The organism is Stagnihabitans sp., assembly GCF_964946895.1.
The window spans coordinates 91634-112413 of sequence record NZ_CBBQHX010000012.1; the positions used below are offsets into that span (position 1 = coordinate 91634).

Annotated in this window: 24 protein-coding genes, 1 pseudogene and 1 CRISPR repeat array (1 of these 26 cut by a window edge); of the genes and pseudogenes, 7 read left to right on the forward strand and 18 right to left on the reverse strand. The window is 65.0% G+C overall.

The features are described 5' to 3' along the window. Window positions 1-172 precede the first annotated feature (172 nt). The 6 genes and pseudogenes from AC1Y2B_RS10050 to AC1Y2B_RS10075 all read right to left on the reverse strand — a co-directional run. Window positions 173-583: pseudogene (locus AC1Y2B_RS10050) on the reverse strand (phage distal tail protein, Rcc01695 family); the annotation flags it as partial. A 60-nt stretch (window positions 584-643) separates the two neighbouring features. After that, window positions 644-3079, reverse strand: a complete 2436-nt coding sequence (locus AC1Y2B_RS10055; protein ID WP_482252946.1) for a phage tail tape measure C-terminal domain-containing protein — start codon at window positions 3077-3079, stop codon at window positions 644-646. Next, on the reverse strand, window positions 3072-3236 hold the full coding sequence (locus tag AC1Y2B_RS10060; RefSeq protein ID WP_482252947.1) for a DUF7697 family protein: 165 nt from the start codon (window positions 3234-3236) through the stop codon (window positions 3072-3074). Before AC1Y2B_RS10060 ends, AC1Y2B_RS10055 begins: the two co-directional genes overlap by 8 nt. A 62-nt stretch (window positions 3237-3298) precedes the next feature. Continuing rightward, the gene (locus tag AC1Y2B_RS10065; RefSeq protein WP_482252948.1) at window positions 3299-3745 is read right to left on the reverse strand and encodes a hypothetical protein; all 447 of its coding nucleotides are present in this window, start codon (window positions 3743-3745) and stop codon (window positions 3299-3301) included. Next, window positions 3742-5013, reverse strand: a complete 1272-nt coding sequence (locus AC1Y2B_RS10070; protein ID WP_482252949.1) for a phage tail tube protein — start codon at window positions 5011-5013, stop codon at window positions 3742-3744. Before AC1Y2B_RS10070 ends, AC1Y2B_RS10065 begins: the two co-directional genes overlap by 4 nt. A 37-nt stretch (window positions 5014-5050) precedes the next feature. Further along, the gene (locus AC1Y2B_RS10075) at window positions 5051-5473 is read right to left on the reverse strand and encodes an acyl-CoA transferase (RefSeq protein ID WP_482252950.1); all 423 of its coding nucleotides are present in this window, start codon (window positions 5471-5473) and stop codon (window positions 5051-5053) included. An 86-nt stretch (window positions 5474-5559) separates the two neighbouring features. On the opposite strand from AC1Y2B_RS10075, the gene AC1Y2B_RS10080 reads away from it, so the two are divergent. Next, window positions 5560-5844 (forward strand): CopG family ribbon-helix-helix protein, encoded by a 285-nt coding sequence (locus tag AC1Y2B_RS10080; RefSeq protein WP_482252951.1) that lies wholly within the window; start codon window positions 5560-5562, stop codon window positions 5842-5844. Beyond that, the gene (locus tag AC1Y2B_RS10085) at window positions 5832-6122 is read left to right on the forward strand and encodes a type II toxin-antitoxin system RelE/ParE family toxin (protein ID WP_482252952.1); all 291 of its coding nucleotides are present in this window, start codon (window positions 5832-5834) and stop codon (window positions 6120-6122) included. The genes AC1Y2B_RS10080 and AC1Y2B_RS10085 overlap by 13 nt, the downstream gene beginning before the upstream one ends. A 41-nt stretch (window positions 6123-6163) precedes the next feature. Here AC1Y2B_RS10085 and AC1Y2B_RS10090 read toward each other — a convergent pair whose 3' ends face one another. The 10 genes from AC1Y2B_RS10090 to AC1Y2B_RS10135 all read right to left on the reverse strand — a co-directional run bounded on the left by AC1Y2B_RS10090 (window position 6164) and on the right by AC1Y2B_RS10135 (window position 14569). Further along, a complete protein-coding gene (locus AC1Y2B_RS10090; RefSeq protein ID WP_482252953.1) occupies window positions 6164-6361 on the reverse strand; it encodes a hypothetical protein in 198 nt (65 codons plus the stop codon). Window positions 6362-6421: 60 nt separating this feature from the next. Continuing rightward, window positions 6422-7054: a DUF6441 family protein gene (locus tag AC1Y2B_RS10095; protein WP_482252954.1), complete on the reverse strand. Its 633-nt coding sequence runs from the start codon at window positions 7052-7054 to the stop codon at window positions 6422-6424. Then, the gene (locus AC1Y2B_RS10100) at window positions 7051-7365 is read right to left on the reverse strand and encodes a head-tail joining protein (RefSeq protein WP_482252955.1); all 315 of its coding nucleotides are present in this window, start codon (window positions 7363-7365) and stop codon (window positions 7051-7053) included. The genes AC1Y2B_RS10095 and AC1Y2B_RS10100 overlap by 4 nt, the downstream gene beginning before the upstream one ends. A gap of 19 nt (window positions 7366-7384) precedes the next feature. Beyond that, the gene (locus AC1Y2B_RS10105; RefSeq protein ID WP_482252956.1) at window positions 7385-8410 is read right to left on the reverse strand and encodes a major capsid protein; all 1026 of its coding nucleotides are present in this window, start codon (window positions 8408-8410) and stop codon (window positions 7385-7387) included. A gap of 61 nt (window positions 8411-8471) precedes the next feature. Then, window positions 8472-8852 (reverse strand): head decoration protein, encoded by a 381-nt coding sequence (locus AC1Y2B_RS10110; RefSeq protein WP_482252957.1) that lies wholly within the window; start codon window positions 8850-8852, stop codon window positions 8472-8474. Window positions 8853-8894: 42 nt separating this feature from the next. Continuing rightward, window positions 8895-10295: a S49 family peptidase gene (locus AC1Y2B_RS10115; RefSeq protein ID WP_482252958.1), complete on the reverse strand. Its 1401-nt coding sequence runs from the start codon at window positions 10293-10295 to the stop codon at window positions 8895-8897. Then, entirely contained in the window at window positions 10295-11806 is a 1512-nt protein-coding gene (locus AC1Y2B_RS10120) for a phage portal protein (RefSeq protein WP_482252987.1), read from the reverse strand. Before AC1Y2B_RS10120 ends, AC1Y2B_RS10115 begins: the two co-directional genes overlap by 1 nt. An 11-nt stretch (window positions 11807-11817) precedes the next feature. Beyond that, entirely contained in the window at window positions 11818-12033 is a 216-nt protein-coding gene (locus tag AC1Y2B_RS10125; protein ID WP_482252959.1) for a phage head-tail joining protein, read from the reverse strand. 3 nt (window positions 12034-12036) lie between these two features. Next, window positions 12037-14085, reverse strand: a complete 2049-nt coding sequence (locus AC1Y2B_RS10130; protein ID WP_482252960.1) for a phage terminase large subunit family protein — start codon at window positions 14083-14085, stop codon at window positions 12037-12039. Next, complete coding sequence (locus AC1Y2B_RS10135; protein ID WP_482252961.1) at window positions 14033-14569, reverse strand: hypothetical protein; 537 nt, start codon at window positions 14567-14569, stop codon at window positions 14033-14035. The genes AC1Y2B_RS10130 and AC1Y2B_RS10135 overlap by 53 nt, the downstream gene beginning before the upstream one ends. Window positions 14570-14688: 119 nt before the next feature. On the opposite strand from AC1Y2B_RS10135, the gene AC1Y2B_RS10140 reads away from it, so the two are divergent. From AC1Y2B_RS10140 to AC1Y2B_RS10160, 5 genes are all read left to right on the forward strand, one after another. After that, window positions 14689-14886 (forward strand): DUF6900 domain-containing protein, encoded by a 198-nt coding sequence (locus AC1Y2B_RS10140; protein ID WP_482252962.1) that lies wholly within the window; start codon window positions 14689-14691, stop codon window positions 14884-14886. Window positions 14887-14901: 15 nt separating this feature from the next. After that, window positions 14902-15132 carry a hypothetical protein gene (locus tag AC1Y2B_RS10145; RefSeq protein WP_482252963.1) on the forward strand — a complete coding sequence of 77 codons (231 nt, stop codon included), beginning with the start codon at window positions 14902-14904 and terminating at the stop codon, window positions 15130-15132. A gap of 88 nt (window positions 15133-15220) precedes the next feature. Then, window positions 15221-15457 (forward strand): hypothetical protein, encoded by a 237-nt coding sequence (locus AC1Y2B_RS10150; protein WP_482252964.1) that lies wholly within the window; start codon window positions 15221-15223, stop codon window positions 15455-15457. Beyond that, entirely contained in the window at window positions 15447-15671 is a 225-nt protein-coding gene (locus tag AC1Y2B_RS10155; protein WP_482252965.1) for a hypothetical protein, read from the forward strand. Before AC1Y2B_RS10150 ends, AC1Y2B_RS10155 begins: the two co-directional genes overlap by 11 nt. A 9-nt stretch (window positions 15672-15680) precedes the next feature. After that, window positions 15681-16271, forward strand: a complete 591-nt coding sequence (locus AC1Y2B_RS10160) for a DUF3489 domain-containing protein (protein WP_482252966.1) — start codon at window positions 15681-15683, stop codon at window positions 16269-16271. A gap of 52 nt (window positions 16272-16323) precedes the next feature. Here AC1Y2B_RS10160 and AC1Y2B_RS10165 read toward each other — a convergent pair whose 3' ends face one another. Beyond that, window positions 16324-17667 carry a site-specific DNA-methyltransferase gene (locus tag AC1Y2B_RS10165; RefSeq protein WP_482252967.1) on the reverse strand — a complete coding sequence of 448 codons (1344 nt, stop codon included), beginning with the start codon at window positions 17665-17667 and terminating at the stop codon, window positions 16324-16326. Then, window positions 17664-18926: a site-specific DNA-methyltransferase gene (locus AC1Y2B_RS10170; RefSeq protein WP_482252968.1), complete on the reverse strand. Its 1263-nt coding sequence runs from the start codon at window positions 18924-18926 to the stop codon at window positions 17664-17666. The genes AC1Y2B_RS10165 and AC1Y2B_RS10170 overlap by 4 nt, the downstream gene beginning before the upstream one ends. 576 nt (window positions 18927-19502) lie before the next feature. Beyond that, window positions 19503-20780: a CRISPR direct-repeat array (repeat unit 28 nt; unit sequence TCTCTCAGCCGCCTATCCGGCGGGGAGG) (it continues 2229 nt past the right edge of the window).

Consider the following 20780-nt stretch of genomic DNA (forward strand, 5'->3'; position numbering starts at 1 on the left):
CGAGGTTGCGCCGGATGCCCAGCCCCGAGGTGCCGAGGAGATAGGCCTTGTTGAACCTACCATATGTGTCCGACGATGGTGCGCCGAGCGTGCCCGAATTGAACCAGGTCGTATTATCCTGCAGATCGTCCCAGGACTCGACCAGTTCCGGCCCCTCCGGAATGGTGCCATTGATCACGACGGTTCCCGCCGCCGGCTTGGTGATGGGCCGCACCCAAGTCTGGGCACCCGACCTGTATTCCTTGACCAGTTGGAAGACGGAGGTGGTGCTATCCGTCAAACCGAGCGGCTGGTCAAAGCCCGTGATGGGTTGCGAGGGCACGCTGGACTTGTAGTCCGCCCAATCCTTCCAGCGAAACCCATGGAGCCTGCCGTTCCGCGCCTCAAAGAAGGCCACGACTGCCGCCAGATCATCGGCACGGCGGATCCCGTAGGCCGCATCATAGGCGCGCCGCGAATTGGCCCAGCTGGCATTGCGCTCTTCATCGCCCGAGGCAAGGGCCACGATCTGGGTGCGGCGCTGGGGTCCACCCTTGGCACCCCGGCTGATGTTGTCCGGAAACCGGATCTCGTGAAAGCTCATCTCTCTTCTCAATGCCTCGTGCTTTGATCCACGCAACCGGACGCCGTAGCGATTTCCGGCTCAGATACCTCTGCGTCCAAAGGAGACGGCGCGCGCGATGTCGGACGCCATCTGGGTGCGCGACTGGCGGAAACTCTCCGCGTCACGCGTCTGGATGGTGATGTTGACCGAGCCGCCGGTGCCGTAGCCTGCAGTCTCCTTTCGGGAGAGCACCCGCTCGCCCTTTTGCAGGATGGCGGGCACTTCGTCCGGCCGCAGCCCAGCGAAACCACCGGAATGCATGCGAGGCGCTCCGGCAAAGGCCAGCGCCGGGATCATGCGGCCAGGACCAGCGCCGCCAACCATGCCGCCTGCATGGAAGATGCTGGCGAAGATCCCGCCTGCGCCGCCCAGCGCACCGGAGAGAAGATTGGCCAGAGGGCCGAGAATCGACTTCCGCACGGCCAGTTTGGCGAAATCGGCCAGGATCGAGGTGACGAGATCGCCAAAGCTGAACTTCCCCGTCTTCACGAAATTGCCCACCGCGTCCTCAGCACTCTGAAACGCCCCCACGAGCGACTGGCCGATATTGCCACCGATGTCCCTGGCCTTGGCTGCATAGTCGGAGAGGGCAGCCGATACAGCCGCCCAGCCGGTCTTGGCCGCCTCGGCACCTGCCGCCGTCGCATCGACTGCGGCTTTGCCAGCTGCCCCGGCCCCTCCGGCGGCACGGCCCGCACCATCAAGGGCCTCGGTCGTTCCATCTGCGGCCACAGTGGCGGCATCAAGGGCGGCAGCCCCATCAGTTCCGGCAGCCGTCATCGCGCTCTGCAGTGCTTGCCAGCTGGCCAGCGGTCGGGTTGCGGCATCCGCCAGCATGCCCGAGGCTTCCCGGTAGCCATCGGCGCGAGACCGGGCATCGCTCGCCATGGTGCCAAGCCCAAGGTCGGGCGCCTCAAGGTAGGTCTGGCCCATCGCGACCTTGAAGGCATCGGCGGCGGCGGTTCCAGCAGCACTGGCCGACCCGGCAAAGGGGTTGTCGACTCGGCCCAGCGTGACCGGATCGAGCGTGCCGATCTGGATACCGCCTTCGCCCGTGGCCCAATCCGGCAGCAGGGCCAGCGCAGCATTGAGGCCCCCGATGAAGGTGTTGATCCGGTTGACGACGCCGTTCAGCATGGCCTCCACGCCGTCGATCAGCCCGTTCGCGGCCTGGAAGGCGAAGTCGCCGATGGCCGAGGGCAGGGCCGCCCAGATCGCCTTGACCGCATCGAACGACCCCTGGAACACGCCCGTGGCAGAATTGCCAAAGCCCACGACAGCCACCAGCGCGCCCTGCATCGCCTCGGCGACCGTGGAAGTGATGCCAGACCAACTGGCGGCCAGACCCGCCACCACCGCATCAAGGCCAAGTCCGATCCGGTCCCAGACCTCGGCGGCCAGGTCACCAAGGAGGTCGAGCGCCGCCCCAAAGCCGCCAGCCCCCTCGACCAGTCGCGAGAACTGATAGACCAATTCCCCCGCACCGACGATCAGGGCGCCGATCCCGGTGCGGATCAAAGCACCTCTCAAAGTACTCAGCGACAAAGAAAATCCGGTGACTCCCAGCGCTGCAGCCCCAAGGGCGACCACAAACCGCCCGGCGAAGAAGGTGGCGAAAGCCCCGGCAATGCTGGCGATTTCGCCGATGTGGCCGCCGAGGAAGGCGATGCTGGTCTGAAACAGGCCGCCCTTGCGGGTCGCGTCAGCCAGCGCGTTGGCCACCGTTTCCAATGCCGGGGCGACTGCCACCGTTAGCTGGTTGGTGAGGCCGAGCCAGACCAGCCCCAGCCGGTCCACGGCATCGCCAGCGGTCCGGATCTGATCTGCATCCTGATCCGACACCGCCACGCCGAAATCCGTCACGTCCTGAGAAGCCTGGCGAAGAGTGGCGCTGTCGATCCGGCTGAAGGCCAAGGCCGCTTTGTCCCCGAACAGGGCGGAAGCCACCGCCGCCCGCTCGGCGGGTGGGACGAACTTGGCCAAGGCGTCCTGAATGGCGACGATGCGCTCATCGAGCGGCAGTGCCTGCAGATCGGTGGCCGTCAGGTGCAACCGCTGCAGCGCCGATACTGCCGTGCCGGTCCCACCTGCCGCATCGGAGAGATTCAGGGTCAGCTTCTTGGTTGCCGCCGCGATCTCATCCATCGAGACTCCGGCCAGATCGCCCGCAAAGGCCAATACCTGAAAGCTGCGGGTGGTGGTGCCGAGCGATTGCGCCAGATTGGCCTGCGCATCGATCGTCTCGAGTCCGGATTTGATCATCGCGATACCGGCAGCGGCGGCAGCAGCAACGGCCACCGCGGCGGCGATCTTCACGCGGGTTGCAAAGGCCGAGAGCCGGGCATTGGCGATCTCGGCCTCGCGGGACATGCGACTGAAACCTTTGACGCCAGCATCGCCGACGCCCTCCAACTCGGCGCGCACCTGTTTGCCGCCGACCGCTGCGAGGCGGACGGATACACGCTTCTCAGCCATCAGCCTCTCCGATCTTCTCATTGATGCGGCGGACCATCACCGCCTCGAGTTCCGGCAGCAGTTCCGCCGCCACCATGGGATTGACGCCCAGCGCGTGGGCGAGGGCCAAGGCCGCAGTCATGTCCCAGCCCAAGACAGCTTGTCCCGCCACCCGCATCTGGCCACCAAGTCGCCCGACCAGATCCCAGACCTGCCAACCATCATGGCTTTGCGGCTGGTTCAGCCGGGCGGGGCAGTCCGGGCACGCGCCTTCGCTGGTGTAGCACGCCGCGCAATACTTGTCGCCCCCGCTGAAATGCCAGTCGGCGAGGGCGCAGAGCCGTTTTTTTCCGCATCCAGCAGCATGCCGCGGCTGACATAGAGGAGGTTGAACGCCTCGAAGATCGGCCAGAGCGACAGCAGGGCGTCGATGCCTTCGGGGGTGACGGGCAGAACATTGCCCTCGGCATCGCCGACACCGTCCCAATCCACCACGGCGCGCCGCGCCAGCGCCCCGGCGAAGATCGCGGCCCGTTCGTCGTTGCTGGCCTCCGGGTCCAGATCTTGCACGGCCGGGTCAGCGCGGGTCGCGACCATCAGGGCGGTCGTCAGTGGCAGAAGCCGCAAGCGCACACCGTGGCCGAGATCGAGCCACTGCGGTTCGGGGGAGAGCTGGATCCGGATCATGCGTAACCTGCGATGCTGTTGACGAGGACTGTGGTGCACATGCGTGCCGGACTGGAGGCAAGAGCGGCCTGCCAATCAAAGGACGCCTGCACGCCTTTCGGACCTTTGATCTCGATGCGAGGGCGGGGGAGATACACCGCATGGGCGGTCAGCGTCAGGCTTTCGCCGCTGCCCAGCGCATAGCTGAACTCCAAGGCCGCCGCAGTGCCGTTGATCGCTTGGGTCAGGAGCGTGGTGTCGGCAAAGCGCACCTCGATCTTGCCGGTCAGCGCCGCGATGGTCGGGTCTGCGCCATCGATCCGGGCATCGGACCGGATGGTCTCGATCCGGTCGAGGTTGTTGGCATAGGTCAGGTCGGCCGAGACGATATTGCCCAGCGCCACCCCGTCGCGCTTGATGGATCCATTGAAGTGGCCGAAGCGCTTCAGGGCAATCGCGGCAGGTGTGCCTGCGGCAGTGGCGGGCTCAATGGCCTCCCCCTGCGCCACCAACATGACTTTGGCGCCGAGAAGGCCCGAGCGCTCCATCGACCAGGACAGCTGATCCAGCATACAGCCGGAATACATGGCAAAGCGCGGGACTTCCGGCATGCCCACTTCGATGGACAGGCTGGGCAGGGTCCAGTTGCCAGACGTAAAGGTGTGGGCATTCAGGCCGCCGATCAGCGTCGCGCTCGAAACCGTGCCGTTGGAGACGGGCGTTGTTGAAGCGGCCAATGTGAAGCTGTTTCCGGTACTGCCCAGCGTATCATGCACGATATTCAGGGCGCTCGCCGTGCCGGTGTAGGTGGCGAGCGCCACGCCCGCGACGGCGCTGGCGTTTAGCGCGACGGCCAGCGCCGTCATGGTCGCGGCCAGATTGGCGCCGATGTTGACCTGATTGCCCGTTGCCCCGGAGGCCACGAAGGTGAAGACCGTGCCGTTGATCGTCAGCGTGCTGTTGGCTGTGGGCTGTGCCGAAAACATGATCGAGCCGGTCGCGGCGACCGTTCCAGTGGTGGTCGGCGCCCCAAACGCCGCCTTCAGCCAGAAGCCGAAGCCCACCGCATCGATCGGCACCTCGACGTCGCCGTCCGTGGTGATGGCATCCAGCAAGGGTGCCCGAGGATCGCGGCCATACCCCAGCAATTCCGAGGCCAGGAGCGGTTGCTCGGCCGCAAGTGATGAGGTGATGAAGGGCATCTGGGTAAAACCGGACCCCGGTGGGGTCCCGTAAACCGTCTCGAACGCAAGCGCCATCTGCGCCCGCGCGCCCTGTGCGCGTGCCATGTCAGTGTCCTTTCGTGAGGGAAATCAGGTCAGTCGGTCAGCCCAGCGGATCAGGGCTGGCGTAGTGCAGCACGACGGTGATCACCGCTGCCTTCAGAGCCGCCGCCCCTTCGATGGGCAGGTCGACCGGTTCGGGGGCTTCGGCTTCGACCCAATCGCAAAGACCGCCCAAGGTGCGGTCGGCAGCCAGCGCCGTCCCTATTGAGGCGATCAGTGCATCGAACAGCGCATCCCGCCCGGTTCCAGCCTGGATCACGACCTCAAGCTCCGCCCGGTGCTCGTAGAAATAGGTCAGTGGCGAGAGCGTCACCTCCGGTTCGCCCGGCTTGCCGTCGCGCAGGATGATCAGGCCGGTTGCTGGAATGCGCTCTGGCAGGACATCCCCGCGCAGCACCGGGGCCGCAAGGGTCTGCAGGCGCGCATGCAAGGCGGCGAGGACGGTCTCGCGGACACTGGGCATTTCTACGCTCTTTCAGAATTGTGACTTCTGCCGAGGCCGCCGGCGTGCTAAAGGTAATACCTGTGAATACTCGCAGGAGCCGCCCCATGAACGCCATCCGCCCTGTTGCCGTGAAGCTGGATCAGGACACCCGCGACCGTCTGAAGCGGCTTGCTGAAGCGAAGGATCGCTCCACCCATTGGATGCTGCGGGAAGCGGTATCACAGTTTGTCGAACGGGAAGAAAAACGCGAGGCGTTTCGTCAGGCCGGCCTTCAGGCATGGGCCGAGTATCAGGCCACCGGTCTGCATGTGAGCCATGAGGCCGCCGATGCCTGGCTGGCGAAACTGGAAGCAGGCGAAGAGGCGGCCGTCCCTGAATGCCACAGCTGATCTGGTCGCCCGAAGCCCTCCGGGATGTTGACCGGCTCTATCGTTTCCTTGCCGAAAAGAACCCTGATGCAGCCCGTCGCGCAGCAAAATCCATCCGCGAGGGTATGCAGATCCTGCGGGACCAGCCCGGGGCAGGACGACCCGTCGAGGACATGGCCCCTGAGTTTCGTGAGTGGTTCATCACCTTCGGCGACAGCGGATATGTGTCCCTCTACCGGTTTGACGGCGAAACGGCAGTTATCCTCGCAGTTCGGCATCAGCGTGAGGCTGGATACTGACGGATCCTTCTATAGAACCCCACGCCCGACGGTGGAATCCTTCAGATGGCATGCCGCGCTGAAGTGAACGCACGTCGAATGGCATCTTCGCCGCTCCCGGCGGCCAGTTGTCCCGAGCGTGCCTGATCCAGACCGTCGCCGATCCGCTGACGCAACGCATCGAGGTTTGATGCGTCACGCTCCGTCGGGTCAACGAAGTCAGGATGGGTGACGGTCGGATAGTCGCTTCCACCGGGCATGGGACGCTCCTTGTTCTTCCCGTCTTTATAGGCCGATCGCTTGTTCCGTCCACCGACCTCTCAGAGATGAACCTCAACCCAGTTCCGCACGATGCTGCCCGGAATGGCCGCCTGCGCCCGCTCGGCATCCCGCGCCAGATCCAGCCTCTTGCGCAGTTTGACCTGCCGCACGAGCAGGAAGATCGGCGCCGTTACCTGACCGCGCCCGGTTTTCGACCTGGAGACGGCCGCCTGCCCGCGCGTGTTCAGCCGGACGGTGTCCGCCACCAGGAGGCTCGGCCCCCGGCTGCGATAGACAAAGCGCAGACGCAGACCGGTCTTTTGCTCCCACATTGCGGGCGTGATGCGCTTGCCGCCCAGCGCCTTTCCGGCCGCAGGCAGCGGGATCGCTAGCCAGAACCCATTTGCGGATCGGATCAGAGGTCCGGTGTCATGCGCGCCGATGATGACAGGGGCGTTGGTCCAGACGAGGGCCGCGGCATCAAGACTGTTGCGCCCCTTGGGATAGGTCTGCGCGCGGATCGTGTTGGCCAGCCGCTGGCCCAAACCTGCGCCGGTGATCTGGCCACGCCAAGCCGATTTCAAGCTGGCTCCCGCTTGGGTCATCGTAGCGGAAACAGCCTTCTGGCCCGCCTTCACCTCTTCCCGCATCAGGGCGACGAGGTTCGGCGTGATATCGACGCGGATTTTCATGCTGGCCTCAGGTCCAGGGTCCAGATCAGCCGCTCGTTGTCGCGGACGGGCTCGCCCTGGACGGTGTAGCTATCGGTACCGATCACGATCAGGTCGCCCGGGCGGGGATCGGCCAAATCCGAGACGCGGACATCAACCATCATCGTGGCACTGACAAAGCGACCAGCGCCAAATTCGGTGATCCGGTTCGGGGCGCGGCGAATGACACGGATAGGGCGTTCCTCGGAGGTGGCGGCGGAGATCCAGAGGGCCTCCACCGCCAGGGAGATGTTGCCGAAGATGCGGCCCAGCGCCGCCTCGAAGACCGACATGGGGTTGCCTGTCCTTGCGTCAGTTCGAGGTGAAGAGCCGGATCGCCAGCCGTGGCCGCTTGTTGACCGGCAGGATTGATGCCTCGGTCATGAGATCAATCCAGCGGCCCTTCTCGTCGAGATGCTGGCGGGCATAGAGGGGCGATCCGATGGTGTTGGCGGCTTCCAGGAGGTTGGCCGGTCCGCCATAGGTCGTGAAGGTGTCGAAAGTGCCGATCGGAAAGGCCACCCCTTCACCCGCAGGCAGGAAGCGCTCGGCGGTGCCGGTCGAGAGCGTGGCACTGCCGGTGTATTCCTCAAAGAGGATGCCCGCGAAGGGGAAGGCGCGACGGACATCCTCACGCAGGGGCTGGCCGCCGGTGGCCGAATAGAACTTGTAGGCATCCTCAGTCTTGGGGTGGCTGATCAGCTTGTCGAAGAATTCCGGGCTGACGAGGGCATGGGCCCGGACCATGGACTCGCCCAAGAGGTTGTCCTCGATCCCGCGCAGCACCTCACGGACCTTACCTTGGATATTGGTGCCCGCTGTGCCGAAAACGAAGTCCACCGAGATCTGGGTCAGGCCGAATTCCGTGAAGTAGTTGTAGAGCGTGGTGCCCGCCCCATCCTTCACGATGCCGCGGAGCGCGTTCATCTCCATGTATTCCCGGGTCTGGGCATGCTTGCGGCGCATCAGGGTCAGTTTGCGGGTCATGACCTCGACAAGGGGATCGGCGGCATCCGAGACGCCCAGCGCCGGTTGCCCTTGGATGTCGGCAGGCAGGATGACGTCGTCGTGCGGGATCCAGGGGAGGGCGAACGAGCGCATCGAGCGGCCTTCGCGGGTGCCGACCGTCGCCGGGGCGCCGAGCGGGACCGAGGGCAAGAGGCTCAGCACGCCCTGATATTGCTCAATGACGATGCTGCGTTGGGTCACGCCTTCGAAGCGGAAGAGCCCGATCTGGCCGAGGCGGGTGTAGAGGTTGGGCAGGATGTTGATGGCTTGGGTCATCTCGGCCAGCGAATAGCCGCCGGCGTCGAAGGGATTTCGGATGATGGCGTTCATGGGGAGCTCCGGGGGATGAAGGGAGAGTGGAGTGGCGCTGGGCTGGCGGAAGTGCCTGGGGTCAGGCGCTGTCGCGGGCGATGATACCGACGGCGGCGAGCTGGCCGAGTTTGGTGGTGATCTTGGCCCCGTCGTTGACGGTGGCGTCGTAGGCCAGCGCAGCGCGCGAGACGATGGACGGGCCGCGCGCCACGACGATGCCCTGTGCATCGGCGAGGGTGGCATCGACGGGATAGAGCAGAACCGCCACAGCGGTCTGGGCGCCATCGGTGCCGCCGCTGGTCGCGAGCTTGTACTTGCCGGAGGCGGTGATCTTCCCGAGGACCGAGCCCACGGGATAGGGCATGCCAGCCAGCAGGGTGATCGCGTCTCGGGTGTAGTTGGGTTCGACCTCGTATTTGAGGACATCGCCGAGGGTTGGCGGTTTGATCAGCGCGGTCATATCGGGATCCTTTTCGGGTCAAGGGTTCTGGCGATCAGAGGTTCAACTTGCCTTGCTGGCGCGCTTGACGGCGGCCACGAGCGGGCTTTCCGGTGCGGCGGACTTGGGCGGCGGCACCGCGACGATGGCGGCCGCATCGCTGCGGGCGGCCAGTTGGCTTAGGACCGAAGCGCGCAGGACGTCCGGCGACACCCCTTTCGTCACGGCCTCCGCCAGATCCACGGTGAGGCCAAGCCGGGCGGCTTGGGCGGCGATAGTGGCCAGTTCCCCCGCTTCGATGCGGGCGCGGGAGACCGCGGCAGCCGCTGCGGTGTCACCAGTCTCGCCCGGTGCGGGCTCGGGAACCGGAGCCGGGGCAGGCGTGGTCGGCGAGATCGGCGCGGCCGGGGTTTCCGGCGCTTGCACCGGCGCAGGCTGGTCCTCAGCTTCATCGGCGGCGTCTTCATTGGCGGTGGCTTCAGGCTTCATGGCGAGCTCCTTGGTCGGTTGAGATTGTGCGGTGCGCCGGGGCGAGGTGGTGCGACCAGACCCCCGTCCGTTCACCAGCGCGGTAAAGGCAGCGAAGGCCGAAGACGGATCGGAGACTTCGTCGGCGAGACCGGCCGTCACAGCCTCCGCGCTGCGATAGCAGTCCGCCTCTGTTGCCAGCGCAGCCTCAGCTGAAAGTCGGCGCCCGCGCCCAGCGCCGACGGTTTCGGCGAAAAGATTGCGAAGTCCGTCGATCTCGCCCTGAATGCGCGCACGCACCGGGTCAGGCAGCGGTTCGTAAGGATTGCCGTCGACCTTGTGCGCCCCGGAGTGGATTAGGGTGACGGTCACCCCAGCGTCCGACAGCTGGCCGCTCAGATCAGCATGCATCACGACCACACCGATGCTGCCGACGGCGCCGGTGCGCGGCAAGATGATCCGGTCGGCCTGAGAGCCGAGCGCATAGCCTGCCGAGAAGGCATGTTCTGCGACGAAGGCCCAGACCGGTTTCGCCGCCCGTGCAGCCCTGATTGCATCGGCAAGATCGAAGACCCCCGCGACCTCGCCGCCGAAGCTGTCGATCTCCAAGGCGATGCCATGCACCAAGGGGTCCGAGACGGCAGCGGCAAGCTGTGCGGCAATCCCCTCATAGGAGGTCTGGCCTGACGACTGGCCGATCCACGCGCCCCGATGGACCAGCACGCCGGAGATCTCGATCACGGCCACCCCGTCCGCCAAGGCGTAGGGCGACTGGCCATTCCGCTGGACTTGTTCGGCGAGACAGTTGGTCAGGATACCGGCCCGGGCGGGCAGGGCGGCTCGGGCCAGAAATTCGGGGGCGGCATCGAGGGCAGTCAACCGCAACTGACGCCCGGTGATGCGTGGGCCGAGCCCTGCCAGGAAGGCTATGGCCTTGGAGGGCTCGACCAGCAGCGGCGTGTTGAAGGCGCGCTGGGCGATCTGGGCATGGAACATCAGTTTTCCTCCTGCGGTGCAGGGTCTTGCGGTGGATCCTGATTGGCGTCGGCTGAGGCCGGATCACCGGCATTCGGATCGGATCCATTCGGGTCTGCCGCACCTGGCCCCTGTGCGGGCGATCCCGGACGACGGAAGTCCAGACCGAGCCGTCTTTCACGCTGCCGTTCCCGGGCAATCTCGGCGTCCACCTGTTCGGCATCATAGCCGCGCTCGGCGATGGCTTGCGTCCTGGATTTCAGCCCGGCTTCGATCTGGGCGATCTCGGCATTGGCATCCTTCAAGGGATCGACCCAATCCCACTTGGTCGGGAGCCAGTTGCAGGCGAGATATTCGGCGCGCCGACGATCATAGCCTGGCATTTTCAACGCCCCGGCCAATACGGCGGTGTCCATGAACCGCGCCCAGACGGGGAGGCACATCTGGAACACCATGACAGAATGCTGCCAGGCCGAGACGCGGCGGCGGAATTCGATCAGCGACAAGCGCGAGTTCGAGAAGTTGCCCTTGGCGCCGTCATTGGTCAGGTAGCCGTAAGGAATGCCCAGCGCCGCAGAGATCTGTAGCAGCGTGCGGTACTGGAACGGCTCATAGGTGGCGCCGGAATCCGCAGGCGCGCTGACGGTGACATCCTCGCCTGGATCGAGACGGACCACCTGTCCTGGGGCCACCTCATATTCCTCGTCAGGCGGGGCCAAAGGATTGTCCGGGGCAGGCGAAGTGACGAACATCGCGTACATGGCCGCGACCTTTTTGCGGTCCAACTCCGCGTCGTCGTACTGGTCGAGCAGGAACAGTTTCACGATGGCCGGTGCAAAGCGCGACACGCCCCGCAACTGTCCGGCCTCGACTGGATCGATGATGTGCAGGACTTCTGAAGCCGGGACGCGCACCGTTTCACCGGAGAGGCCCGGATCGGTGCTGTCGCCCGGATGGCGACGCAGGAAGTGATAGGCCACGCGCCGACCGATCAAGTCGAACTCGATACCCTGGCGGATCAGGTTGCCGTTCACATCGACCGCGTTGTGGGCAAGGGGCAGCATTTCTGATGGAAGCATCTGGATCTGCAGTGGTACAGAGAGCCCGTCCTCAAGGCGACGGGGCCGGAAACGCAGGAAGACCTCGCCGGTCATGAACACCTCGCGGGACGCGCGACGCTGCAGCCCGTAGAAGTCGGTCAGACCTTCGGCATCGGCATCGTCGGTCCAGGCCAGCCAGAGCCGCTGCACTGCATCCTTGCGGGCATCCTCGGTGATTGAGGAATTCGGGCTGATGCCGTCACCGACCGTGTTGGCTGCCCAGCTTTCGATGGCATTGGCGGCATAGCCGTTGTTCCGGACGAGCCAGCGCGCACGTGCGTTCATCTCCGGACCAGAGGCCGCGATCAGCGCGTTGACATGGGCGCGGGTGGTGACGAAGCCCTTCAGCCGCCGCTGGCCGGAGGTGGCGTCGAACCCGCCCGGGATCCCGAAACCACCGACCCATGCCTCGAGCCGGGCGCGCCAGTTCATGACGGCCACGGTCAGAGATCCTTCGACGCGTAGGGCCGCGACACGCGCGAGCGCGACCTTGTAGTGTCGGCGGTAGCGATGCGCCGCTCGAGATCGAAGATCGCGGCCGCCAGTTCGGAGTCGGAGCCATAACTGATTTGGCGGCCGTCATAGGTGACGGACCGCACCCCGGCGAAGCGCATGCCGAGAAGGGCGCTCAAAAGCGCTTGCATCTCCTCAAGGGTCATCGGTCATTTCCTCAGGTAGGACGGGGTCACCGCGCCGTTGCGACGTCGGCGTGGGGTCAGTACGGTTCCGGCGGTTGGCACCGGCGGGGTCGTTGGCGCTGGCGGCTGGACGGCCACGGGTTCTTTGGTTTGCACGCCCGCCTGACTTTCCAGGGAACGCCAAGTCGCTTCATCCCAGCGGTCGGCGCCGAGGATCCAAGCGGATGCCCGGGCATAGACCCGGCAGTCCAGCGCCTCGTTCCGTTCGCGCATCTTCTGCCATTCCTGATGGCCGAAGCCGCGCTTGTTGCGCACCGTGACCATCTGTTCGGCCACCAGCTGCTTCAGCCATTCGGTATCGGCCCAGTTCGGCAGATGGACGGTGCCGGGAGCATCGCAGACGCCCAGCGCCCGGTCCTCATCCGAGGGGCGCTCCAGACGCAGGAAGCGGTAGGTCTCCGCCTTGAAGGTCGAGACTGCGATGGTCCAAAGCCGGGCCCCACGGCGCAGTCGCTTGCCGCCGATCGTGGCGTCGACAAAGGTCGGCCCTGACACCGGCGTTGCGCGGTTGAAGGTCTCGACACCCTTGATCGGGGTGACCTGTGCGTAGCCGACGGCGCGCGACCAGGCATAAACCGCTGGCGCTTCATAGCCAGTGTCGATGGCCAGCTTCGAGAGCTGCATCACCGCCCCGCTTTCGTGGGTCCAGGTGCGGCCGAGCAGGGCAGTGAGCTTGTCCCACGCCCCGGGATCCTCCGGTCCACCCGGGATTACGATGTGCTCCACCAGCCAGGATTCCAGTCCCCGGCCCCAGGCCCAGACATCGACCTCGATCCGGTCCTTCTGCACATCCGCCCCGGCGGTCAGGAAGAGGCCAAGGTTCGGCACATTGGCCGCAAACGCCTCGCGCCGATCCGCGAGGCGCTGCCATTCCGGCGCATCGCCACTTTCGACCCATGTCTCGCCCAGCAGGGTGTTGCGGGCGGCGCGCAGCATCTCGTCGGAACCTTGAGCCGCCAGCCAGTCCCGCGCGATCTGGCCCCAGCTTTTCCACCCAAGGGGTGAATAAAGCGCTGAGAGGTGGAAGCCGATGGCATGCGGATCGGCAGAAATCGCCGTTGCCCGCCACTCTCCATGCTCGAGCATCGCCGTTTTGTGATGCTCGGCGATGGGCTTTTCGCAACCCTCGCAATGATAGGCTGCCGTATCAGGTTGGTGCTTGGCCCAGCGCAGCCTCTCGAACTGCAGCCATTGCTTATGGCCACAATGCGGGCAGGGCACGAAGTACCTGCGCTGATCACTGGCCTCGAACTCACGCTCGATCCGGCTGATGCCCCGGATTGTGGGGGTCGAGACCATGAACACCTTGCGCCGGTGCGAGAAGGTCGTGGTCCGAGCCTCGGCGAGAGTTACCGGGTCACCTTCCTCGTCCGCCGAGGCCGGATAGGCGTCGACCTCGTCAAGGAAGATGTAGCGCGCCGGCATTGACCGCAGCCCGGTCGCGCTGTTCGCCCCGGTCAGCACCAGGATGCCACCCGGGAATTCCTTGGACAGCATCGAGTTCCCAGCATCCCTCGACCGGGCCGGGTTCACCCGTTCCCTGAGTGCCGGGCTGTCGGCAATCAACGGATCGAGCCGCCCGCGCGAGGTACGCTTGGCCATCTCGACCGTCGGCAGCACCGCGAGCATCGGCCCCGGCGCATGATGGATCACAAAGCCGATCCAGTTGTTGCCGGCCTCGGTGGCCCCAACCTGCGCGGCTTTCATGAAGCTGATGCGCTGAGCAGGGTGCCGTGGGGACAGCGCATCCATGATCTCGCGCAGATAGGGTGTCCTCGCCGTGCGATACCGCCCGGGTTCGGCAGATGCCCGTGAGGACAACCAACGGTGCTGGTCCGCCCATTCCGACACGGTCAGGTCCGGGTCGGGCCGCATTCCACGGCGCCAGGCGCGCAGAATGTCTTCCGCGCCCTCGAAACCGAGGTCGAGGTCTTCCGTCAGGTCGTGACTTTCTCCTTCTTCATCCAACCGAAACCCGGAGGTCGGCAAGGGCGTCGAGTTGCGCTCTGACATGGGCTTCCAGCACCCTCTGCAGGATCGCGGCCTCGATGATCACCGGCTTTCCAGTTTGCTTTTCCACCTCCGCAGCCACATCTGCTGCCATCAGGGCCGCCACGCGGGATGGCCAGGTCACCCAGACATCGCGCTCCTGTCGCGCGAGGCGGAAGACCAGCGACTCCGCCCGTGCCCGGTCGACCAGCGTCCCCTTTTTCTTCTGGATCGCGAGTTGACGTTCTTGCGCTTGGTAGACCGTCAGCGCCGTTCGGGCCTTCAGATAGGACGAACTATCGGCCGGGCCGGAAAAGCCCGTGTCGCCACCGGTGGATCGCCGCTGCTGATCAGGGTCCGTCATCTCGCTCCGGCGCGCATCCGACGCCGCAGCATTGATCGACCCGTCACCATAGACAACCAACCGCCCTGTCTTCCGCGCCTTCTGGATCGCCCCGCGCGACAGGCCGGAATGGGCAGAATAGTCCCTCTCGCTCATCCCTTCCATGCTGTCCCCGGTTCACCATAAAGCAATGTTATTGCTTGGTATTTCGTTGATTATACTCGGCCAAAGAGCGACTCTGACTGCAGGAAGACGATGCAACTTTAGCCAAGGATGCTCATGCCATGACCGCCGAAACCAAGACCCGCGCCAAGGCCCCGAGCGAGGCGCTTCTCCTCGAGATCGCCCTCAACCGCTTCTTCGTCGACACGCTGGAAACCCGCAATTCCGACAGCCTCGACTTCCATGAAGTCTCGGTCTGGGCGATCCGTTCCGCGCTGAAGGCGGCCTTCGCCGCTGGCCAGCAAGCCGCAGCCCACTGAGAAGGAGTTCCAGCCATGACCACCCGCAGCACCTCCGCCACCAACGACAAGGCGCTTGCCGCCTTCCTCGCCGCCAAGGTCGAGATCGACGCCCAGCTGGAACGCCTGAAGGCCCTGAGCGACGAACATTTCAACGCCCATCCCGACGAGATTCATTGGGGTCATGTCGGCGATCTGAACCGCTACGCGAGCCTCCTGCGCCAGATCACCGACATCGCCTTCAAGGAAGGCGAATTCGCCGACTGACCCGGACCCGCCCCGGCCGAGCCCCGCGATGGCGAGGCTTGCTGGCGTAGAAGGGCCCGCATCCCGCAGCCCCGACCAAGGAGTGACCATGTCCTATCAGAAGCTTTTGCGCGAACTGGCGCCCGATCTGAACCCCGCCGGGGTGGAGGCCTCCATGCGCCTGCACTACGGCGTCCTGAACCACCTCCCCCGTGACACCTTCGTGGCCGAAGCCTTGCTGGCCGCCGATCTGGAGTCCGGGTCGCCCGGCATCCTGCGCAAGATCGCCGAAAGCTTGGGGATGGGCGAGGACTTCGCCAAATGGGAGGCGGGCCATGACGCTTGATTCCGCCCAACGCCATCAGATCGAACAGGATGCCATCACCGCAGAGTGGGAGGTCGGACGCCTCGCCGCCTGCGACGAGGCCATCGCACTGCTGCGCGAGATCGCCGATCTGGACCGCGACGACGATGGCGACGTGATCATCGGGGCTGATGCTGAAGGCTTCAACGACCTGATGTCCCGCATCGCCGCCTTCCTCGCAACCCACGACCGCTAGGAGATCGTCATGACCAAAGCGAGCAAGACCAAACCCGCCGAGACCAAACTCACCGAAACCCAGATCCTGATCCTCAGCGCCGGAGCCCAGCGCCCCGGCAACCTCGCCCTGCCGCTGCCCAAGGGGCTGGTGGGTGCAGCCGCAAAGATGACGGTCGGCAAGATGATAGAACGCGGCTGGCTGCAGGAGGTCGAGGCCAATCTTCGTCGGGGCGAACCCCTCTGGCGCGAGTCCGGCGATGGATATGGCACCACGCTCGTCGTCACTGACGCAGGGCTGCTGGCCATCGGCATCGACCCGGTGGTCGTCAAGACGGTGGTGGCAATACGCAAGCAGGCCAACGAGGCGCCCGCGCCGCCGTCCGCATCTGTTGTGCCCAAGGGGCCGGTGGTTCGGGCGGGGACCAAGCAGGCGACGCTGATCGCCATGCTCCGCCGCTCCGAAGGCGCGACCATCGACGAGATCATGGCGGAGACGCAATGGCTGAGCCATACGGTTCGTGGGGCCCTCTCCGGGGCCCTGAAGAAGAAGCTGGGCCTCGAAGTCAGCTCGGAAAAGGACGACGCGAGAGGGCGGGTCTATCGACTGCCTGTCGCTTGACGACCCCTTCACTCGGCAAAGACGAAACCGCCACCCACTCGGGTGGCGGTTCTCATTCATGCCTTTCGTCGGTCAATCGGCGCGCCGTTCTCCCCGTCGCCATCTCCCATCGCCGCACGGCGACGTCGCAATAGACCGGATCCAATTCCATCGCGAAGCAGCGCCGCCCATTGCGTTCCGCGGCAACGATCTGGGTGCCGGAGCCGCAGAACGGCTCATAGATGAGATCGCCGGGATCCGAAAACGCGGTCAGCACCGCCTCGACCAGCGCCACCGGAAACACGGCCGGATGTGATCCGGCCGCACCCAGCCCACCCTTGTGGCGCATGATCCGGGACACGCTGTCGGGAATGCGGTGACTCTGGATCGCGTTTCCGGCCCCGGTCTTGGCTTGCACGCTGCCGTCGGCTCCGCGCAGACCACCGCCGCCGAGAACCTCGCCCGCGTGTTTGGACGGCACCGTCTTGTGCGGTTTGCGCGGGGCGCGGTTGAAGTGAAAGATGAACTCGTGCGACGGGGCCAGGCGGCCATTCCAGTCGCCCGGCAACCCCGGCCCCTGATCCCACACATACCAGCCAAACCTCCGCCAGCCAGCTTTGCGCATCCATTCAACCCATCCTTCCCAATAGGGCTGCCACTCGCTGTCACGGTGCACGAGGCCGAGATTGACCAAGAGCTGGGCGTCGGGGGTCACCGGGGCCGCAGCGAAGACGTCCTGCATGAGCGCATCCCAATCGCCGACTTTCTCCTTTGCGGCCCCATAGTCCCGCTGCTGGGCATAGGGTGGGGAGGTGAACATCAGCGTCGCCTGCTCCCCCTCCATCAGCTTTGCTACGGCACCGACGTCCGTCGCATCGCCGCAGCAGAGCCGATGCTGTCCCAGCTGCCAGATATCGCCCGGCCTCGTGATCGGCTCGGCCGGCGCATCCGGGACGGCATCTGCCTCGTCATCATCGATCACCGTGCGGTCGTCGTCACCATCCCGCAGCAGGGCATCCAGCTCATCTTCGGGGATCCCTATCAGCCCGAGGTCGAAATCCTCGGCCATCAGAGCCTGCAATTCCTGAAAGAGCAGGGCCTCGTCCCAGCCGCCGAGTTCCGTCAGCTTGTTGTCGGCGATCCGATAGGCCCGGCTCTGAGCTTCGGTCAGATGGCCCAACACGATGACCGGCACTTCGGCCAACCCAAGATGGGCCGCCGCCAGGATGCGACCATGACCCGCGATCAACTCGCCATCGGCTGCGACCAGTACCGGAACCGTCCAACCGAACTCGGCCATGCTGGCGGCGATCTTCGCCACCTGATCAGCGTCATGGGTCTTGGCATTGCGGGCATAGGGCTTCAGCCGAGCCAGCGGCCAGTATTCGATCCGCTGTGGGATGACGGGCGCGTTCATACAGCGAGCCTCTTGGCTTTCAGGTCGGCGAAGGTTTCGCCAGTCTCGGCCAGCACGGCATTGGCGCCGGTGAATTGCTGCCAGCGCTCGATGGCGACATCGACGTAAGTCGGGTTCAACTCGATCCCGAAGCACACGCGCCCGGTGGTTTCCGCCGCGATCAAAGTGGTGCCGGATCCCATGAAGGGTTCAAACACTGCTTGACCCGGGCTGGAATTGTTCAGGATTGGGCGGCGCATGCATTCGACCGGCTTCTGCGTGCCATGGACCGTTTCGGCGTCCTGGTCCTTGTTGGCGATCTGCCACAGCGTCGTCTGCTTTCGATCCCCGGCCCAGTGTCCCTTGCCTGTTTTCCTGACAGCATACCAGCAGGGTTCGTGCTGCCAATGATAGTCGCCACGGCTGAGAACCAGTCGGTCCTTGGCCCAGATGATCTGCGACCGCACCGCGAAATCAGCAGCCACCAGGCTCTCTGCCACAGTCGACGAGTGCAGGGCGCCATGCCAGACATAGGCCACATCACCGGGGAACAGCGCCCAGACTTCCCGCCAGTCGGCCCGATCATCGTTCAACACCTTTCCGGTGCGCTTGGTTTTGGCCGCTCCCGCCTGATTGCGCCAGGACGGATCGTATTCCACGCCATAGGGCGGATCGGTGACCATCAGCAGGGGACGGACATCGCCGAGCAGGCGCCCGACGACATCGGCTGAAGTGCTGTCGCCGCAGATCAGCCGATGCGATCCCAACTGCCAGAGGTCGCCTGCCACCGACACCGGAGTGACCGGCGGCTCGGGGACATCATCCTCGCCTTCGACAGGTCCATCGCCGCCGATCTCATCTGGATCCCGCAGCAGGGCGTCCAGATCCTCGTCCGTGATGCCCAGCAGCGAGAGGTCGAAGTCCTCGGCCAGAAGCCCCGCAATCTCGTCGCGCAGCATGGCCTCGTCCCACTCGCCCAACTCGGTCAGCTTGTTGTCGGCGATGCGGTAGGCCCGGCGCTCCGCCTCATCCAGATGCCCCAGCCGGATCACTGGCACATCCTTCAGCCCCAGCATGGCGGCGGCCAGCACCCGGCCATGCCCGGCAATCAACTCGCCATCGTCCGCCACCATGCAGGGCACCGTCCAGCCGAACTTCGCCATGCTGGCGGCGATCTTCGCCACCTGGTCAGTCCCGTGGATCTTGGCGTTGCGGGCATAGGGCCGCAGCCGTTCGATCGGCCAGGTCTCGATCTGGCTCGGTGTGAACACCAGGTCCATGGGGAGGGCTCGTTTGGGGCAGGGCGGACATGACGATGCACGCCGCCGGCTAGGGCTGCGTCAGGATCAGGGTCCGCGATGGGGGAAATGAGAAACGCCCGCGAGGGTTTCCTCCGGGCGCAATTCTTCGATAGTCAAGGGGTAGGTCAAGGGGGGCAGCTTTGTCAAATGGAAAAGCAACGTGGATTCAAAGGCTTCCCGGTAGATGGCTTCCACTGGGTGGCTTCCGCTCGAGGTGGCTTCCTCAAACTGGCTTCCAAAGTTGGCTTACGAAATCACGACTTGGCCATGCTGGATTTCGCAAAAGAATCCAGCATCGCAAGATCGTGATTCCGCAACCCTTTGATAACGAGTCGGTTTTCCCGAGATCGTCGCCCAAGTGGATTCCAGGTGGATTCCCCGGTGAAGAAGCCAGTCGCTAGCGAAATGCCGCGCTGCGCCCCCCCGCATACAGATCGGCCGGGGAGGAACCATGGGAAGGGGGGATGAGCGACGATATCGGCCCAAAGCGTCCGATTGAGCTAACGTTAAACGTGAACTACACTTAGAGCTGTGAAGCTTGAAGATGCGGCAGAATCTATCAGCCGCCTATCCGGCGGGGAGGTGACTGGAAAACCCACGACGATTGCAGGCTATTCTCTCAGCCGCCTATCCGGCGGGGAGGTACGCCATGCGAAACGTGGGCCTCATCCTGCTTCTCTCAGCCGCCTATCCGGCGGGGAGGATGACCCCCGACCACTTCTTCCCGCTCGTCCGTCTCTCAGCCGCCTATCCGGCGGGGAGGACATGCTCATGCGTTCCGCGTGATCCGCCAGATCTCTCAGCCGCCTATCCGGCGGGGAGGTAGTCCTTTCAGGCCGGTTGGCCGTGTATTGGTCTCTCAGCCGCCTATCCGGCGGGGAGGGAGCAATGGGATCTCATTGCGGCCATGGGCGATCTCTCAGCCGCCTATCCGGCGGGGAGGGCCGTGCAGGACAGCACGAACCGGGGCCCGATTCTCTCAGCCGCCTATCCGGCGGGGAGGTTCCACAGCTTTTGGGCCCGCTAGGCACTGTTTCTCTCAGCCGCCTATCCGGCGGGGAGGTGGATGAAGACCCATTTGCAGCGTTTGATCCGTCTCTCAGCCGCCTATCCGGCGGGGAGGGAAGTCCGCGCCGCCCTCGCCGCGCTGCCGAATCTCTCAGCCGCCTATCCGGCGGGGAGGTGATCGGCTTTACCGAGACGACTTCATCCTGGTCTCTCAGCCGCCTGTCCGGCGGGGAGGTTTGCGCAGCGTTTCGGCGCCGCACGATGTCATCTCTCAGCCGCCTATCCGGCGGGGAGGAGATAGTGCTTGCCGTAGACCCATTGGCGTGGTCTCTCAGCCGCCTATCCGGCGGGGAGGTCGATGATTTCGACGGCGCGTTCGCCTTCCTTTCTCTCAGCCGCCTATCCGGCGGGGAGGAGCCGCTTGTCACGACCGCAGATACCGGCTGGTCTCTCAGCCGCCTATCCGGCGGGGAGGGCTATGGCGTCGGTCCCACATCGGGCCTTTATTCTCTCAGCCGCCTATCCGGCGGGGAGGGCCGCCACCATCAGCCACTGCGCCAGGGTGTATCTCTCAGCCGCCTATCCGGCGGGGAGGGGTTTCTGCCGGGTTTGGTGGCATCATGGCTGTCTCTCAGCCGCCTATCCGGCGGGGAGGACCTATGATGTGCCGGTCGGGGCGACACTTCTTCTCTCAGCCGCCTATCCGGCGGGGAGGTAGGTCGAGGGTTCTTTGAAGCGGTCGATGAATCTCTCAGCCGCCTATCCGGCGGGGAGGCCATGACATTGGCCAGCCCGTTGTCGGTTCTATCTCTCAGCCGCCTATCC